The 15732-nt window shown below is 74.7% G+C and carries 16 protein-coding genes; 4 read left to right on the plus strand and 12 right to left on the minus strand.

Annotated elements, in window-relative coordinates; all coding sequences use genetic code 11:
- The first annotated feature begins 12 nt into the window (after nucleotides 1–12).
- Both JD78_RS13345 and JD78_RS13350 read left to right on the plus strand, forming a co-directional pair.
- Nucleotides 13–426 carry a pyridoxamine 5'-phosphate oxidase family protein gene (locus JD78_RS13345; RefSeq protein ID WP_166521175.1) on the plus strand — a complete coding sequence of 138 codons (414 nt, stop codon included), beginning with the start codon at nucleotides 13–15 and terminating at the stop codon, nucleotides 424–426.
- A 1-nt stretch (nucleotide 427) separates the two neighbouring features.
- Nucleotides 428–985, plus strand: a complete 558-nt coding sequence (locus JD78_RS13350) for a GNAT family N-acetyltransferase (protein ID WP_153358991.1) — start codon at nucleotides 428–430, stop codon at nucleotides 983–985.
- 112 nt (nucleotides 986–1097) lie between these two features.
- On the opposite strand, the gene hpf is transcribed toward JD78_RS13350, so the two are convergent.
- From hpf to JD78_RS13410, 12 genes are all read right to left on the minus strand, one after another.
- On the minus strand, nucleotides 1098–1826 hold the full coding sequence (hpf, locus tag JD78_RS13355; protein WP_153358992.1) for a ribosome hibernation-promoting factor, HPF/YfiA family: 729 nt from the start codon (nucleotides 1824–1826) through the stop codon (nucleotides 1098–1100).
- Between the two features lie 90 nt (nucleotides 1827–1916).
- A complete protein-coding gene (locus JD78_RS13360; RefSeq protein WP_153358993.1) occupies nucleotides 1917–2693 on the minus strand; it encodes a ComF family protein in 777 nt (258 codons plus the stop codon).
- Between the two features lie 96 nt (nucleotides 2694–2789).
- Nucleotides 2790–4520, minus strand: a complete 1731-nt coding sequence (locus tag JD78_RS13365) for an LpqB family beta-propeller domain-containing protein (protein ID WP_153358995.1) — start codon at nucleotides 4518–4520, stop codon at nucleotides 2790–2792.
- Nucleotides 4517–6250, minus strand: coding sequence for an MtrAB system histidine kinase MtrB (gene mtrB, locus JD78_RS13370; RefSeq protein ID WP_153358997.1), 1734 nt, complete (start codon nucleotides 6248–6250; stop codon nucleotides 4517–4519). Before mtrB ends, JD78_RS13365 begins: the two co-directional genes overlap by 4 nt.
- A gap of 166 nt (nucleotides 6251–6416) precedes the next feature.
- A complete protein-coding gene (mtrA, locus tag JD78_RS13375) occupies nucleotides 6417–7082 on the minus strand; it encodes an MtrAB system response regulator MtrA (RefSeq protein ID WP_438861307.1) in 666 nt (221 codons plus the stop codon).
- Between the two features lie 156 nt (nucleotides 7083–7238).
- The gene (ahcY, locus tag JD78_RS13380) at nucleotides 7239–8735 is read right to left on the minus strand and encodes an adenosylhomocysteinase (protein WP_153359001.1); all 1497 of its coding nucleotides are present in this window, start codon (nucleotides 8733–8735) and stop codon (nucleotides 7239–7241) included.
- Nucleotides 8736–8917: 182 nt separating this feature from the next.
- The gene (gene manA / locus JD78_RS13385; protein ID WP_153359003.1) at nucleotides 8918–10093 is read right to left on the minus strand and encodes a mannose-6-phosphate isomerase, class I; all 1176 of its coding nucleotides are present in this window, start codon (nucleotides 10091–10093) and stop codon (nucleotides 8918–8920) included.
- A gap of 83 nt (nucleotides 10094–10176) precedes the next feature.
- Nucleotides 10177–11163 (minus strand): cation diffusion facilitator family transporter, encoded by a 987-nt coding sequence (locus JD78_RS13390; RefSeq protein WP_153359005.1) that lies wholly within the window; start codon nucleotides 11161–11163, stop codon nucleotides 10177–10179.
- Nucleotides 11160–12305, minus strand: a complete 1146-nt coding sequence (locus tag JD78_RS13395) for an SIS domain-containing protein (protein WP_166521176.1) — start codon at nucleotides 12303–12305, stop codon at nucleotides 11160–11162. The genes JD78_RS13390 and JD78_RS13395 overlap by 4 nt, the downstream gene beginning before the upstream one ends.
- Before the next feature lie 39 nt (nucleotides 12306–12344).
- On the minus strand, nucleotides 12345–12554 hold the full coding sequence (locus JD78_RS13400) for a Trm112 family protein (RefSeq protein ID WP_153359009.1): 210 nt from the start codon (nucleotides 12552–12554) through the stop codon (nucleotides 12345–12347).
- The gene (locus JD78_RS13405; protein WP_153359011.1) at nucleotides 12551–13930 is read right to left on the minus strand and encodes a phosphomannomutase/phosphoglucomutase; all 1380 of its coding nucleotides are present in this window, start codon (nucleotides 13928–13930) and stop codon (nucleotides 12551–12553) included. The genes JD78_RS13400 and JD78_RS13405 overlap by 4 nt, the downstream gene beginning before the upstream one ends.
- Before the next feature lie 60 nt (nucleotides 13931–13990).
- A complete protein-coding gene (locus JD78_RS13410) occupies nucleotides 13991–14341 on the minus strand; it encodes a DUF3499 domain-containing protein (protein WP_166521177.1) in 351 nt (116 codons plus the stop codon).
- 114 nt (nucleotides 14342–14455) lie between these two features.
- On the opposite strand from JD78_RS13410, the gene dprE2 reads away from it, so the two are divergent.
- The gene (dprE2, locus tag JD78_RS13415) at nucleotides 14456–15208 is read left to right on the plus strand and encodes a decaprenylphospho-beta-D-erythro-pentofuranosid-2-ulose 2-reductase (RefSeq protein WP_153359013.1); all 753 of its coding nucleotides are present in this window, start codon (nucleotides 14456–14458) and stop codon (nucleotides 15206–15208) included.
- Nucleotides 15209–15243: 35 nt separating this feature from the next.
- Nucleotides 15244–15702 (plus strand): metallopeptidase family protein, encoded by a 459-nt coding sequence (locus tag JD78_RS13420; RefSeq protein WP_153359016.1) that lies wholly within the window; start codon nucleotides 15244–15246, stop codon nucleotides 15700–15702.
- Nucleotides 15703–15732 lie beyond the last annotated feature (30 nt).

The following is a 15732-nucleotide window of genomic DNA, read 5'->3' on the forward strand; positions in this document are numbered from 1 at the left end:
CCCTCTGAGGACGTGGACGACGCCTACGGACCGGGACTGGTCGCGTTCCTCACCGAGCGCCACCTCGCGACCCTCACCACCCTGCGGGCCGACGGCACACCGCACGTCGTCCCGGTCGGGGTCACCTTCGACCCGGACACCGGCACCGCACGGGTGATCACCTCGGGCACGTCGATGAAGGCCCGGCACGTGCTCGCCGGGCAGCAGCGGGTGGCCGTGTGCACCGTCGACGGACGGCGCTGGGCGACGCTGGAGGGGACGGCGGTGGTGCGCGAGGACGCCGCATCGGTCGCCGACGCCGAGTCCCGCTACGCCCGCCGCTACAAGCAGCCCCGCCCCAACCCGGCCCGGGTGGTCATCGAGATCGCGGTGGACCGGGTGCTGGGCAACGCCGACCGCCTCACCCCGCCGTCGACGGAGGCGTGACGTGCTGGACGTCAGCGGCATCGACCTGACCACCGAGGTGGTGCGCACCGAGCGGCTGGTGCTGCGGCCCTACCGACCCGACGACGTCGACGCGGTGCTGGCCGCCTGCCAGGACCCGGACATCGGTCGCTGGATCCCCGCGGTCGGTCCGGCGTACGGCCGGGACGACGCGGTCGCCTGGGTGACCCGGGAGGCACCGGCCGAGCGCGCGGCGGGCACCGGCCTGACCGTCGCCATCGAGGCGGACGGGGAGTTCGTCGGGTCGACCGGCGTGCACCGCATCGGCCAGCACCCGCTGGGCCCGGAGGTCGGCTACTGGATCGCCGCCGGGGCGCGGGGACGCGGCTACGCCGCTGAGGCGGCCCACGCCATGGCCGAGTGGGCGCTGGGCCTGGGCGCCTCCCGGGTGTACCTGGTCGCCGACGTCGGCAACACCGGCTCGCAGTCGGTCGCCCGCCGGGCCGGGTTCACCCAGGAGGGCGTGCTCCGCTCCTACCTGCACTACGCCGACGGCCGGGCCGCGGACGCCGCGCTGTTCTCCCGGCTGCCCGGGGACTGACGAAGGACCTCCCTGCCCCCCACCACTCGCACGCTCGCGGCGGGCCCCTGCCGGGAGGCCGACGGCGGGCCGCCTCCCCGAGGGGAGACGGCCCGCCGGTGGAGGCCCTTCCTCAGACGGTGGCCGGCTGCCGTTCCGTCGACGCCACGGTGTCCCCGCCGCTCGCCGCGTCGGCGCCGGAGACGTCGGCCCCCGGCACGGTGGCGCCGAGCCGGATCAGCCCGTAGTCGAAGGCGTGCCGGCGGTAGACCACCGACGGCTGCCCGGTGTCGGCGCACAGGAACAGGAAGAAGTCGTGGCCCACGAGCTCCATCTCGTACAGGGCCTGGTCGACGTGCATCGGCGTGGCCGCGTGCACCTTCTCGCGCACGATCCGGCCGGGCAGGTGCTCGTCGAGGTCGGTGACCAGCGGCGCGCCGTTGGGTTCGAGGTCGGGGGCGTTCCCGCCGAGGTCCGCCGGGCTGGCGGTCAGCATCTCCTCCACCGGCGCGTCGGACGCGCCGTCCAGCCGGACGCTCGCCGGCGTCCGGCGGCCGTGGTGCACGCGACGGCGGTCGTTCGCCCGCCGCAGGCGGTTCTCCAGCTTGTCCACCGCGAGTTCGAGCGCGGCGTAGAAGTCGGGGGCGCACGCCTCGGCACGGGCCACGGGGCCCTTGCCGCGGAGCGTGATCTCCACGCGCTGGCAGTTGGCTGCCTGGCGCGGGTTCTTCTCGTGCAGAAGCTCGACGTCGATGCGGATCAACTTGCCGTCGAAGCGTTCGAGCTGGCCGACCTTGTCCTCGACGTGCGTGCGGAAGTGCTCGGGCACCTCGACGTTGCGTCCACGGACCACGATCTCCATGAGACCTCCCGGTGAGCGGGTGTGATCGGACCCACGCTAGTTGCGTCTCGTGGTTCCCGACACCGGAGACACCCCCTTCGGGCCCCCGGGTCAGCCACGCACGGTGAAGGCCCCTGCTGAGGGCACCGCCCCAGGGGTCGCGGTGCGCCGCGGGGTCGCGGCGACGACCGCCGCGAGCACGGGCGTGTCGGCCGACCGGCCGTGCCGTGCCACCGCCCGCAGCGCCCGGGCTGCCTCGGTCAGGGTGGCCCCGCTGGTGACCACGTCGTCGACCAGGACCAGGACACCGGAGGGCGCCGGCCGCCTCCGGGCGGCGAACCGGCCGGCCAGGTTGGCCTGCCGGTCGCGCGCCCCCAGCCCCGCGCTGTCCACGGCTCCCCGGGGTCGCCGCAGCAGCGGGACGGTCGACGCCGGCACGCCTGCGGCGCGCAGTTCGGCCACCGCGCGGCCGGCCAGCTCGCGCACGTGGTCCCGGCCGCGGGCCCGGACCGCCGCCGCCGACCTCGGCACCGGCACGAGCAGGACCGGCGCCCCGGCGTCCGGCGGTCGCGCCAGGCCGGCGAGCACGACGACGACCGACAGCGCCAGCGCGGTGCCCAGCGGTACGGCCAGCTCCGCGCGCCCGTGCTCCTTGAACGCGACCACCGCCGGGCGGACCGGCCCGGCGTAGGCGCCCGCGGCGACGGTGGGCGGGAAGCCCGGGGGGTGCCGACGCGGCTGGGCCAGCCGGGGGCGGGCCAGCAGCACCCGGCAGCGCACGCACAGCACCGGCCCGGGGACCGCGCAGCCGGCACAGGTCCGGGGCAGCACCAGGTCGGCCAGCGTCCGGGCGGCGTCCCCCAGCCGGCCGGACGGCGTCGTGCCCATGCCCGCCAGGCTGCCCGGTGACCACGGGCTCAGCCGCCGGCCACGATGCCCTGGGGACGACCGGCACCACTGGGGACGGCGACCGCCCCCGGCGGCTCAGAGCGGGTAGAAGGGCGCGGCCCCGGCCAGTGGTCCGGCGCTGCGGATCGGCGTCACCCAGGTGCCGCTGACCAGCTGCCAGATGGTGCCGTCGGCGCTGACCAGCAGCGGGCGGCCCGGCGCGGCGGCCAGGCCGGTGCGGTCACCGGGCAGGCCGGCGGTGGCCAGCTGGGTCAGCGCCCAGCCGTCGACGTCGACCGACCAGGGCACGGCGCGCTCCTCCCCTGCGGCGGCGGCCAGGACGACCAGCGCGTCCGCGCTCCGCCACGCCACGTCGGTGACCTGGCGCAGGGAGGGGGCGATCGAGCGCAGGTCGCGGACGCTGACCGCCTCCTCGTCACGGACCACGGTGCCGACGTACAGCCGGCCGCCGTCGGGGCCCTGGATGACCACGGCCGCACGGACGCCGTCCGGCGACAGCTCGAAGGCGGTGGCCCGCCCCAGGCCGGCCAGCGTCGTCGCGCTGACCGTCTGCGGGGCGCCTCCGGCGGCGAGCCGGACCACCTCGGTGCCGTCGCGGACGGTCCAGACCTCCGCGCGCGGACCGGCGCTGGTCGGCGGGGTGAACCCCGGGCCGCCGAGCACCGGCGCCATCTCCCCGCCGTAGGGCCCGGCGAACAGGGTGGCCGGCGCACCCGTCGGGGACACCGTGGTGGAGACCCCCGCCGTCAGCCCCAGCGCGCCCTCCCGGTCGGTGGTGATCGCCGCGGACTGGAGCCCGTAGACGCCCTCCCCGGCCGGGCCCGGCGCCGGCTCGCCGTCGGTGGCCCGGCGGAGCGCGCCGTCGGCCAGGTAGTGCCCGACGGCGTCGGCCGGCGCGTAGTCCGGGTCCAGCCGCACCCAGTCGTCGATGGTCTGGGTGACGGGCAGGTCGGCGACGTCCAGCGGCTGGCCGTCCCGGAGCACCTCGACCGCCCCCAGCCCGGCCCGGACCAGGGTCCAGACCAGCTGGCCGGCCGCGGCCTCCAGCGTCGTGTCGGTGACCTGGTCCGGCCAGGTGAGGTCGACCGTCGCCGTCTGCCCGGACACCTCGACGGCGCTGCGCAGCTCCGCACCCGCCAGCGGGTTCTCCACCCCGGCCGCGAGGGTCGGTGCCGGGCCGGCGATCAGCCGTTCCACCAGGAGGTTGAGCTGGGCGTCCCCGGAGACCAGGTAGCGGGGGTCGGGCACGACCCGGCTGCGCGTGGGGTCGAGGAAGAAGGCGTCGAGCTGGTCGTAGGTGCGCTCGAAGTCCGGCTGCAGCATGACCAGCCCGGGCGGTGGGTCGGTGATCCGCCACTCCCCGTCCTCCTCGACGAGGGTGAACGACCGGTTGTACGGCTCGTCGCCGGCGATGGTGAACACCCCCCGCCGATCGACGGTGCCCACCTGGGACGCGGTCACCTCCACGGTGCCCGGCTGGGTGCGCACCGCCGCGTAGTCGCGGCTGATGATCGTGACGCCGTCGGCGTCGGACCAGGACTCCGCGGCGCCGGCCGCCAGGTACTGCCGAGCCACCGGGTGGTTGCGGGCCGGGCTGGCGCTGGCCTCGATGAACCCGCGGACGACCTCCTCCGGCGTGGCTCCGGCCACCGGCCCGAAGGGCTCCACGCCGACGTCCCCGCTGGGTGGCTGGGCCACCTGGGTGATCCGCACGGTGGGTGAGCTGCTCGGCACGGTGCTGCAGCCGGCCAGCAGGAGGACCGCCAGCAGGCTCAGCAGGGCGGCGCACCGCCGCGGCGCGGTCACGGGGCGTCCTCCGTCCGGCGCGGCGCGGCCGGGCGCAGCGGCAGCGGGCTGCTGGTCAGCGACTCCCCCGCGGTCAGCGGCACGGTCAGCCGGAACTGGGCCCCCTGCCCCGGCTGACCCCAGACCTGCAGCCAGCCGCCGTGCAGCCGGGCGTCCTCCAGGCTGATCGACAGCCCCAGCCCGCTGCCGCCCACGGTGCGCACCCGCGAGGGGTCGGCGCGCCAGAAACGGTCGAAGACGTGCTGGGCGTCGGCGCTGCTCAGCCCGACGCCGTGGTCCCGCACGGTGATCGCCGCCGCACTGCCGGAGGCGGCCAGGGTCAGCTCGACCGGGCGCCCGGTGCCGTGCTCGATCGCATTGCCCACCAGGTTGCGCAGCACCCGCTCGATCCGCCGGCCGTCGACCTCGGCCACCACCGGCGTGGCCGGCAGCTCGACGCGCAGGTCGCAGGCGTGCAGGTCCGCCAGCGCGGTCATCCCGTCGACCGTCTGCTCGACCAGTCGCCGCAGGTCCTGTGCCTCGGCCTCCAGGACCGCCGCACCGGCGTCGTAGCGGCTGATCTCCAGCAGGTCCGACAGCAGCACCTCGAAGCGGTTGAGCTCGGCCTGCAGCAGCTCCGCGGAGCGGGCCACCGCCGGGTCGAACTCCTGGCGGGCGTCGTGCAGCACGGCCGCCGCCATCTGCACCGTCGTCAGCGGGGTGCGCAGCTCGTGCGACACGTCGGAGGTGAAGCGCTGCTGCAGCTGGGACAGCGCCTCGAGCTGGGTGATCTGGCGCTGCAGGCTGTCGGCCATCGCGTTGAAGCTGGTGGCCAGCCGGGCCAGCTCGTCCTCGCCACGCACGGCCAGGCGCTCCTCCAGGTGTCCCTCGGCCAGGCGCTGGGCGCTGCCGGCGGCGCGCCGCACCGGGTCGACGACCAGGCGGGTGACCAGCACCCCGATGCCCACCACGAACAGCACCAGGGCGGTGCCGCTGATCACCACGGTGCTGCGGATCAGGTCCAGGCTCTCCTGCTCCTGGTCCAGCGGGAAGGCGAAGTACAGCTCGACCTGCTCCCCCGCCCCCGCGTCGGTGAGCACCGGCGCGCCGACCAGCAGGGTGGGCACCGGCTCGCCCTCGTCGTTGGGCACCGGCGCGTAGCGGTAGGCCTGCGACCCGGTCGCCACCTCCGCGCGCAGGTCGGCCGGGAGCGCCGGGTAGACGTCGCGCCGGCTGACCGCCGGCCGTTCGAAGTCACCGGAGCGGTAGAGCATCACGACGTTGAAGTCACCCGCGGCGCCACCGCGCTCCTGCAGCCCCCGGACGGTGCGGGCGAGCGCGGACCGCACGCTGGCGGAGTCACTGGTGGCGATCCCGCTGACCTCGGACTGGGCGAACGGGATCCCGTTGAGCGACTGGTCGATCGCCGCCTGCTCCTTCACGCCCAGCAGCTGGTCGGTGATCTGGCGGAACAGCACCAGGCTGACGACGACCACCACCGCACCCGCGACGACCACGGTGATCGAGGCGACCCGCAGCTGCAGCGAGGACCGCCACGCCTGCAGCACCCGGCGGGCCAGCCGCCAGCTGCCGACCAGCGCCTTGCGCCGGAAGCGCCGCGCCCGGCGGGCCAGGCCGCGCCGCAGCCGCTGTGTGGTGCTCGGCGGCCGCTTCGCCGGCACGGTCGCCCGGGGCGCCGGGTCCGGCCCGGTCGCCGGCGGCGCCGTCGGGGCGGGTCGGACGGTGCTCACCGGACCGACGGCCCGCTCACGGTGCCCACGGGCTCGCTCACGGCGCCCACTGGCTCGCTCCGCTCACGGGGGCCCGCTCCGCTCACGGTGCCCACTGGCTCGCTCCCGCGGCCCGCTCCGCTCCTCGCTCGCTGGCGCTCGCTGCGATGCTCACGGCCCGCTGCGCTCACGGGGGCCCGGCCTTGTAGCCGACGCCACGGACGGTCAGCACGACCTCCGGCTTCTCCGGGTCGCGCTCGACCTTGGCCCGCAGCCGCTGCACGTGCACGTTGACCAGCCGGGTGTCCGCGGCGTGCCGGTAGCCCCAGACCTGCTCCAGCAGCAGCTCGCGGGTGAACACCTGACGCGGCTTGCGGGCCAGCGCCACCAGCAGGTCGAACTCGAGCGGGGTCAGCGCGATGGGCACGCCGTCCCGGGTCACCTGGTGCGCGGGGACGTCGATCAGCACGTCGCCGATGGACAGGCTCTCCGCCTGCCCCGTCTCCCCGCGGCGCAGCTGGGCACGGACCCGGGCGACCAGTTCCACCGGCTTGAACGGCTTGGTGACGTAGTCGTCGGCGCCGGCCTCCAGGCCCTGGACGACGTCGATCGTGTCGCCCTTGGCCGTCAGCATGATCACCGGCACGGTCGACTGGGTGCGGATGTCGGCGCAGATCTGCAGGCCGTTGCGCCCGGGCAGCATCAGGTCCAGCAGCACCAGGTCGGGCCGGACCTGCTGGAAGGTGGCGACCGCACGGGCGCCGTCGGAGACGAAGGCGGGTTCGTAGCCCTCGCGCCGCAGCACGATGCCGAGCATCTCGGCGAGGGCGGCGTCGTCGTCGACGACCAGCACGCGGCCGCGACTGGCTCCTGGCATGGGCGCGGAAGGGGGCACGGCGCCATTGTGCGTGACGGAGCCCGGCAATCGTTCCCACCCGGCCGGGAAAGCCACCCGTCCCTCACCCCGGCCGGGGTGAGGGACGGGCAGATGACCTGCTCGAACGGGCCGTCAGTAGCGGTAGTGGTCGCTCTTGTACGGGCCCTCGACCGGGACGCCGAGGTAGTCGGCCTGCACCTTGGTGAGCTCGGTGAGCTTCACACCGAGCGCGTCCAGGTGCAGCCGGGCGACGTGCTCGTCGAGCTTCTTGGGCAGCACCGTCACGCCGGGGGTCTTGCCCTCGTAGGCGGCCCGGTTGTTCCACAGCTCGATCTGGGCCAGCGTCTGGTTGGAGAACGACGCGCTCATCACGAAGCTCGGGTGCCCGGTGGCGTTGCCCAGGTTCAGCAGCCGGCCCTCGGAGAGCACGATGATCGTGTGGCCGTCGGCGAACCGCCACTCGTCGACCTGCGGCTTGATGTTGGTCCTGGTCACGCCGGGCGTGCGGGCCAGGCCGGCCATGTCGATCTCGTTGTCGAAGTGGCCGATGTTGCCCACGATCGCCTGGTGCTTGGTCGAGGCCAGCTGCTCGGCGGAGATGATGTCCTTGTTGCCGGTGGTGGTGATGATGATGTCGGCCTTGCCGATGACCTCGTCGAGGGTGGTCACCTCGTAGCCGTGCATCGCCGCCTGCAGGGCGTTGATCGGGTCGATCTCGGTGACGATGACCCGGGCGCCCTGGCCGCGCAGCGACTCCGCGCAGCCCTTGCCGACGTCGCCGTAGCCGCAGACGACGGCGACCTTGCCGCCGATCATCACGTCGGTGGCCCGGTTGAGGCCGTCGATGAGGGAGTGGCGGCAGCCGTAGAGGTTGTCGAACTTGCTCTTGGTGACCGAGTCGTTGACGTTGATCGCCGGGAAGAGCAGCCGGTTCTCCCGGGCGAGCTCGTACAGCCGCAGCACGCCGGTGGTGGTCTCCTCGGTGACGCCCTTGATGCCCTGACCGATCCGGGTCCAGCGCTGGGCGTCCTCGGCGAGGCTGTCCCGCAGCACCTGCAGGATCACCCCGTACTCCTCGGAGTCGGCGTCGGTCGTGTCGGGGACGGTGCCGTCGGCCTCGAAGCGGGTGCCCAGGTGCACCAGCAGGGTGGCGTCACCGCCGTCGTCGAGCAGCATGTTCGGCCCGATCACGTCACCGTTCTCGTCGCGGAACTCGAACAGCCGCTGGGTGCACCACCAGTACTCCTCCAGGGTCTCGCCCTTCCAGGCGAAGACCGGGACGCCGGCGGGCTGCTCGGGGGTGCCGTCGCCGACGACGATCGCGGCGGCCGCGTGGTCCTGGGTGGAGAAGATGTTGCAGCTGACCCAGCGGACGTCGGCGCCGAGCGCCGTGAGCGTCTCGATGAGCACGGCGGTCTGGATGGTCATGTGCAGCGAGCCGGCGATGCGGGCGCCGGCCAGCGGCTGCTCGTCGCCGTACTCGGCGCGCAGCGCCATCAGGCCGGGCATCTCGTGCTCGGCGAGGGAGATCTCCTTGCGGCCGAAGCCGTGCAAGAAGAGGTCGGCGACCTTGAAGTCGGCCTCGCCGGTCGGGGTGGTCAGGACGGGGGTGCCAGTGCTGGCGGTCATGTCGCTCCAGTGTCCGGCCCACCTGGTCGGCGGGCTGTCGTCGGTCGCTGAGTCGCCTGACGATCGGTCAGGCGGACGCGGTGAGCGAGCATGCCGAGGCTTCGGCGGGGCTCGTGCCGCGTCCCAGGGTAGTGCCAGGCGGGGTGCCGCACCCGCCACCCGCCGTAGGCGGGCGGCCGGCGTCAGCGCAGCGCGGTGGTGCTCCGGTAGAGCACCGCAGGGCCGCGGGCGGTGATCGGGGCGCCGGCCGGCACGAACGCCGACTGCCCCTGCTCCAGGACCAGCTCGCCGTCGGCCGCGGTCAGCCGGGCGGTGCCCTCGGCGCACAGCAGCAGCTGCGGGCCGGAGGTGGTCAGCACGCCGGGGTCGACGTCGACCTGGCACCGGGTCAGGTCGAAGTCGTCGACCGGCACCGGGTACCGCAGGCCGCCGGGGCCGAGCACCGGGTGGATCACCGGGACCCGGCCGTCGGTGAAGTCGAGCACCTCGATCAGCGCGGCCAGGTCGACGTGCTTGCTGGTGAGGCCACCGCGCAGGACGTTGTCCGAGCTGGCCATCACCTCAACGCCGGCCCCGCACAGGTAGGCGTGCAGGTTGCCCGCGGGCAGGAAGACGGCCTCCCCCGGGGCCAGGCGCAGGTGGTTGCACATCAGCGAGATGACGACGCCGGGATCACCGGGGTACGTCTCGGCGAGCGACGCCGCCCAGCGGTAGGTGTTGATGAACTCCGGGTCGTGCGCGGCCACGAAGGACGCCGCCCGCGCGGCCACCGCCGACACCAGCGAGGTCTTGCGCAGCGCCGAGAGCGCCAGCAGCTGCGGGATCGCGGCGCGCAACCCGCCGGTGGCCAGCGCCGCGATCGTCGGCATCAGCTCGGGCAGCTGGAGCTTGGCCAGGCAGTGCAGCGACTCCTCGACCGGGCGGAAACCGCACAGCGCCTCGACCGGGGTGATCGCGAGCAGGATCTCCGGCTTGTGGAAGGGGTCCTTGAAGGTCCGCGTCGGGTCGTCGTGCGGTACCCCGGCGGCCTCCTCGGCGGCGAAGCCCACCTCGGCCTGCGCCGTGGTGGGGTGCGCCTGCAGCGACAGCGGGGTGTCGGCGGCGAGCACCTTCATCAGGAAGGGCAGCCGGGGCCCGAAGCGATCGCGCACCCGGGTGCCCAGCAGCTCGTCGGGGTTCGCGGCGATCGCCTGGTCCAGTCCGGTGCCGTCGGCGAGCCGGCTCGGGGCGTCGGGGTGGGCGCCCATCCAGAGCTCGGCGAAGGGCTGCTCGGCCGGTGAGGGCAGGCCGAGCAGCTCGGGGATGACCGTCCGGCTCCCCCATGGGTAGTGCCGAACCGGGCTGTCCAGCTGCCACATCGCTTCGGAGGCTACCGGTGGAGTGGTCACCTCCGAGCTGTCGGCAGCCTCCCTCGCGGACTGGAGGCCCTCGGCCCCGGTGCTCACCCGGCGGGGGCAGTCGCGTCAGCGACGGGCTGCGGCGCCCGCCGGATGTCGGGCTCGAGGTAGATGACCCGGGCGATCGGCACCGCCGCCCGGATCCGCGCCTCGGCGTCGTCGATGGCCTGCGCCACCGCACCTGCGGTCTCGTCGTGCCGGACGCCGATCTTCGCGGCCACCAGCAGTTCCTCCGGGCCCAGGTGCTGGGTGCGCATGTGGATCAGCTCGATGTCACCCGCGGCCAGTGCCCGCACGATCTGCCGCCGCACGTCCGGGGTCGCCGACTCCCCGAGCAGCAGGCTCTTGGTCTCCACGGCGAGCACGACGGCGATCACCACCAGCAGGACGCCGATGGCCACCGTGCCCAGCCCGTCGTAGACACCGTTGCCGGTGGCGGTGGACAGCCCCACGCCCAGCAGCGCGAACGCCAGACCGACCAGGGCACCGGTGTCCTCGAGCAGCACCACCGGCAGCTCGGGCGCCCGGGCGTGCCGGATGAAGCCCCACCAGCTCTCCCCCGGCTTCCGCACGGTGTTCGACTCCTTGACGGCCGTGCGCAGCGAGAAGGACTCCAGCGCGATCGCCACCACCAGCACGCCGATCGCCCAGGCCGGGGAGGTCAGCTCCTCCGGGTCCTGCAGCTTGTGCACGCCCTCGTAGATCGCGAAGAGCCCGCCGACGCTGAACAGCACGATCGCGACGATGAACGCGTAGATGTAGCGGTCGCGCCCGAAGCCGAACGGGTGCTCCGGCGTCGCCGCGCGCGTGGCGCGCCTGCCGCCGACGAGCAGCAGCACCTGGTTGCCGGAGTCGGCCACCGAGTGGATGGACTCGGCGAGCATCGAGGAGGCGCCGGTCACCAGGAACGCGACGAACTTGGCGATCGCGATGCCGATGTTCGCCAGCATGGCGGCGAGGATCGCCTTGGTGCTCCCGCCGTGCCCACCACCGTCGGAGCCGTGGTCCTCCGGTGCCGGGGTGTCGCTCATGAGCCCAGTGCCCTCTCGTGGTCCAGCGCGAGCGCCAGGTAGACGGCGCTGAAGTCGGCGACGGCCAGCTGCCGGGCCAGCCGGGCCAGCCGGGGGTGGCGCTCGCTGTCGTCCTCATCGGCCAGCCGGCTCACCGGCACGTTGTGCTCCGCGGCGATCCGGAGCACCTCGGCCATCGCCTCGCCGGCCGACCGGGGCTCCCGCTCGTGCGCGCCCTCGGTTGCCCCGGCGCCGGCGTCGCGCAGGGTCAGCAGCCGCAACCGCCGGCCGGCGTCCTCGGCCCGGTCCCGGAAGAAGTCGTCCTGGCCGCCCTCCGGTGCCAGCGGACCGGCGAGCACGGTGCGCGCGGCGACCCGCTGGTCGGGCAGCCGGAAGGTGCTCGCCGGCAGCCCGGCGAGGGTGGCCAGCTGGTCGGCGACCCGGCCGGCCGCGGCGCCGGCCAGCGGCCCCTCCGCGACGATCACCGGCAGCGCGTCGAGCAGCTCCAGCGCCAGGGTCTTCGCCGGGTTGACGAAGGACTCCCGGGCCGGACCGCACTCGGCGGCGACTGCGTCGAGCGCGTCGGCGACCGGCGCGACGTCGGCCGCGTCGGTGGGCAGCAGCCCGAGCTCGGCGGCGAGCAGCAGCATGGGGGTGAGCAGCGACCACAGCGTGGCGTGCCGCACCCGGTTGGCCGGCAGCGGCACGTAGGGGGCGCGGGCGTTCGCGCACGCGGCGTGCAGCGGGGCGTCGACGGCACCGATGCCGACGACCGCGACGCCGCGGCGGGCGGCCTCGTAGGCGGGGGCGACGGCGTACTGGCCCGCTCCGGTCCGGGTGGCGATCACCGCGATGTCCGAGGCGCCCATCCACACCGGCAGCGCCGGTCCGGGCACGACGTCGACGGTGACCGGGCTGGCCGGGCCGAGCAGGCTGCGCAGCACCTCGGCGGCCACCGCGCCCTCGCGCCGGCCGACGATGACCAGGCCGCGCGGGCGGCCGCCCGCGGTGACCCGGCGCAGGTCGGTCTCGCCGGTCAGCGCGGCGGTCTCCCGCATCTGCGCCCCGGCGCCGGCGACCGCCGGCAGCAGACCGCGGGGGTCGCGGGCGCGCAGCAGGGAGAGGTCGTCGAGGACCTCCTCGGCGAGCTCCGGTGAGGTCATGCCCGGCTCCCTCTCGTGGTCGTCATCAGGCCCCGGCCGTCACGACCGCAGCCGCGCCTCGTCCAGCAGCAGCACCGGGATGCCGTCGCGCACCGGGAAGGCCCGGGAGCAGGTCGGGCAGACCAGCTCCGCGGCCGGCACGTCGAGGGCCAGCGGGGTGTGGTGCACGTCCGGGCAGGCCAGGATCTCCAGCAGCGCCGGGTCGATGCCCAGGGTGTCGCCGCCCCCGCCCACCGCGTTCTCGGTCATGCCCGCACCGTCCTCAGCACCTCGTCGCGCAGCTCGGCCATCCGCGCTGCGTCCGCCGCCTCCACGTTGAGCCGCAGCAGCGGCTCGGTGTTGCTGGCCCGCAGGTTGAACCAGGAGCCGTCGGGCAGCGAGACGGTGAGGCCGTCGAGCTCGTCGAAGCTGACGTCGTCCCGCGCGCCGAAGATCTCCCGCACCGCGGCGACCCGGCCGGCGGCGTCGGTGACGGTGGAGTTGATCTCCCCGGAGGCGGCGTACCGCTCGTACCGGGCACTGATCTCCGACAGCGTCCGCGACTGCTCGCCGAGCGCGGCGAGCACGTGCATCGCGGCGAGCATCCCGGTGTCGGCGCGCCAGAAGTCGCGGAAGTAGTAGTGCGCGGAGTGCTCACCGCCGAAGACGGCGTCGGTCCGGGCCATCTCCGCCTTGATGAACGAGTGACCGACCCGGGTGCGCACGGGGTCCCCACCGTGCTCGCGCACGATCTCCGGCACGGCCCGCGAGGTGATCAGGTTGTGGATGATCGTCGTCCCACGGCCCTTGGCGAGCTCGCGGACGGCGACCAGGCCGGTGATCGCCGAGGGGCTGACCGGCTCACCCCGCTCGTCGATGATGAAGCAGCGGTCGGCGTCGCCGTCGAAGGCCAGGCCGATGTCCGCACCGTGCTCGACCACCGCAGCCTGCAGGTCGACGAGGTTCGCCGGGTCCAGCGGGTTGGCCTCGTGGTTGGGGAAGGAGCCGTCGAGCTCGAAGTACATCGGGACGACGTCCAGCGGCAGCCCGGTGAGCACCACCGGGACGGTGAGCCCGCCCATCCCGTTGCCGGCGTCCACGACGACCTTCAGCGGACGGATGCCGGAGAGGTCGACCAGCTGCCGCAGGTACGCCGCGTACTCGGCGACCAGGTCGCGGCTGGTCACCGTGCCCAGCCGCTCGGGCTGCCGCTCGAAGACCGCGGCGCCGTCGACGAGCTGCTCGGCCCACTGGCGGATCTGCACCAGCCCGGAGTCCTGCCCGATGGGGGCGGCGCCGGCACGGCAGAGCTTGATCCCGTTGTACTGGGCCGGGTTGTGGCTCGCGGTGAACATCGCGCCGGGCAGGTCCAGCGACCCGGCGGCGAAGTACAGCATGTCGGTGGAGCCGAGCCCGGCCTCGACGACGTCGACGCCGCGGGACAGGACGCCCTCGGCGAACGCGCGGGAGAGCGGGACCGAGGAGTCACGCATGTCGTGGGCGGTGACGACGCTGGCCGCCCCCGTCTCGGCGTGGACGAACTCGGCGAAGGCGGCGCCGATGGCCCGCGCGACGCCCTCGTCCCACTGCTCCGGGACGAGCCCACGGACGTCGTAGGCCTTGATGATCGACGACAGGTCTGTCACGCGGAGGACCTTAACGGCGCGCCGGACCGCCCGCGCCCGCCGTGCGACGGGGCCCCTCCGTCAGGGGAGGTTCGGGAGCACCCGCAGGTGCCCGCGGCGGGTACCGCTGCCGTCGTCCGCGGGGTTGCGCGGGGGCTCGGGGCGGGCCGCCTCACGGACGGCGTCGGCGAGCGCCAGCAGGTCGTCGCCGGTCATCCCGGCGTCGTCGGCGTCGATCTCGTGCCGCACGACCTCCCAGCCCCGGGGCACGGTCAGCCGCTGGGCGTGGAACTCGCACAGGTCGTAGCTGTGCGGCTCCGAGTACGTCGCCAGCGGGCCGACGACGGCCGTGGACTCCGCGTACACGTAGGTCAGGGTGGCCGCTGCCGGCTGCGCGCAGCCACTGCGCGAGCAGCGACGGGACTGCCTCACCACCGGTTCCTCACGTCCGGCACAGTAATCGCGGATCCACGACTTGGGGAGCAGGCACACCGGGCAGCGCACCGCTGACCCCACCCGCCACCGCAGCCCCGACAGGAGGAACGGATGACCTCGAGCGGCGCTGTGCTGCTCCTCGGCGGGCGCAGCGAGATCGGGTTGGAGGTCACCGAGCGGCTGGTCCGCGCGGGGGCCGGCCCGGTGGTGCTCGCTGCTCGCCGGCACCAGGACCTCGACGACCAGGAGCACCGTCTGCGGGCCGCAGGCAGCACGGCGGTGACGCGGGTGGAGTTCGACGCCGACGACGTCGCCTCCCACGGAGACCTGCTGGCCGGCGTGCTCCGCGACGTCCCGCCCGGCGACGTGGTCGTGGTCCTGGCCTTCGGCGTGCTCGGCGACCAGCGCCTCGCGGAGGAGGACGCCGCGGCGGCGGTGGCCACCGTGCACACCGACCTGGTGGCCCAGGTCTCCGTGCTGACCCACCTGGCTCGGCTGCTGCGGGTGCGGGGCCAGGGGCGGCTGGTGGTCTTCTCCTCCATCGCCGGGTTCCGGGTGCGACGGGCCAACTACGTGTACGGGGCGGCGAAGGCCGGTCTCGACGGGTTCGCCTGCGGCCTGGCCGACGCGCTGCACGGTTCCGGGGTCCAGCTGCTGCTCGTCCGGCCGGGTTTCGTGGTGGGCCGGATGACCGCCGGCATGACCCCGGCCCCGCTCTCGAGCACCCCCGCCCAGGTGGCCGACGCCGTGGTCGACGGGCTCCGCCGTGGGCGGTCGGTCGTCTGGGTGCCCGGGTCGCTGCGGCTGCTCGCCGCGGTGTTCGCCGTCCTGCCGCGGGCGATCTGGCGCCGGCTGCCACGCTGACCCCGAGGGGCGGGGCACCGTAGGCTCTGCCTGCGATGGACCGCCTCCCTGCCCGCCCGCGGCGCGACCGACACGGCCGCGGCCTGCGCGGACGACTGGTGCCGCCGAGCGTCCCGCTGTCCCGCAGCCGGGCCGAGCAGTTCGACGACCTGGTGCTGGACGCGGTGGAGGACCTGGAGCGCCGCTGGGAGCGGGAGCTGGCCGGGGTCGAGTTCGCCGTCGAGGACGTCCCGTGGGTCGACCACTCCAGCCCCGACGACGTGGTGCTGGACTCCGATGTGCTGGACGACGGCAGCGTCCCACTGGCCCGGGTGCTGCCCGGCCGCCGCGAGGGCGGGCGCGAGCACCCGGCGCGGATCGTGGTCTACCGGCGTCCGCTGGAGATCCGCGCCGCGGACCGCGACGACCTCGCCGACCTGGTCCGGGACGTGGTGGTCGACCAGGTGGCGGTGCTGCTGGGCCGCGACCCGGAGGAGATCGACCCCACCGGCTGACGGAGGACCGGTCGAGCTCCACTGCCATGC

This window comes from Modestobacter roseus (genome assembly GCF_007994135.1).
Classification (GTDB): domain Bacteria; phylum Actinomycetota; class Actinomycetes; order Mycobacteriales; family Geodermatophilaceae; genus Modestobacter; species Modestobacter roseus.

Coding starts and splice junctions, on each gene's coding strand:
- hpf (WP_153358992.1), bottom strand. CDS start 1,826: ATGGAGATCGTGGTCCGTGGACGCAACGTCGAGGTGCCCGAGCACTTC.
- JD78_RS13360 (WP_153358993.1), bottom strand. CDS start 2,693: ATGGGCACGACGCCGTCCGGCCGGCTGGGGGACGCCGCCCGGACGCTG.
- ahcY (WP_153359001.1), bottom strand. CDS start 8,735: ATGACCGCCAGCACTGGCACCCCCGTCCTGACCACCCCGACCGGCGAG.
- manA (WP_153359003.1), bottom strand. CDS start 10,093: ATGTGGCAGCTGGACAGCCCGGTTCGGCACTACCCATGGGGGAGCCGG.
- JD78_RS13390 (WP_153359005.1), bottom strand. CDS start 11,163: ATGAGCGACACCCCGGCACCGGAGGACCACGGCTCCGACGGTGGTGGG.
- JD78_RS13395 (WP_166521176.1), bottom strand. CDS start 12,305: ATGACCTCACCGGAGCTCGCCGAGGAGGTCCTCGACGACCTCTCCCTG.
- JD78_RS13400 (WP_153359009.1), bottom strand. CDS start 12,554: ATGACCGAGAACGCGGTGGGCGGGGGCGGCGACACCCTGGGCATCGAC.
- dprE2 (WP_153359013.1), top strand. CDS start 14,456: ATGACCTCGAGCGGCGCTGTGCTGCTCCTCGGCGGGCGCAGCGAGATC.
- JD78_RS13420 (WP_153359016.1), top strand. CDS start 15,244: ATGGACCGCCTCCCTGCCCGCCCGCGGCGCGACCGACACGGCCGCGGC.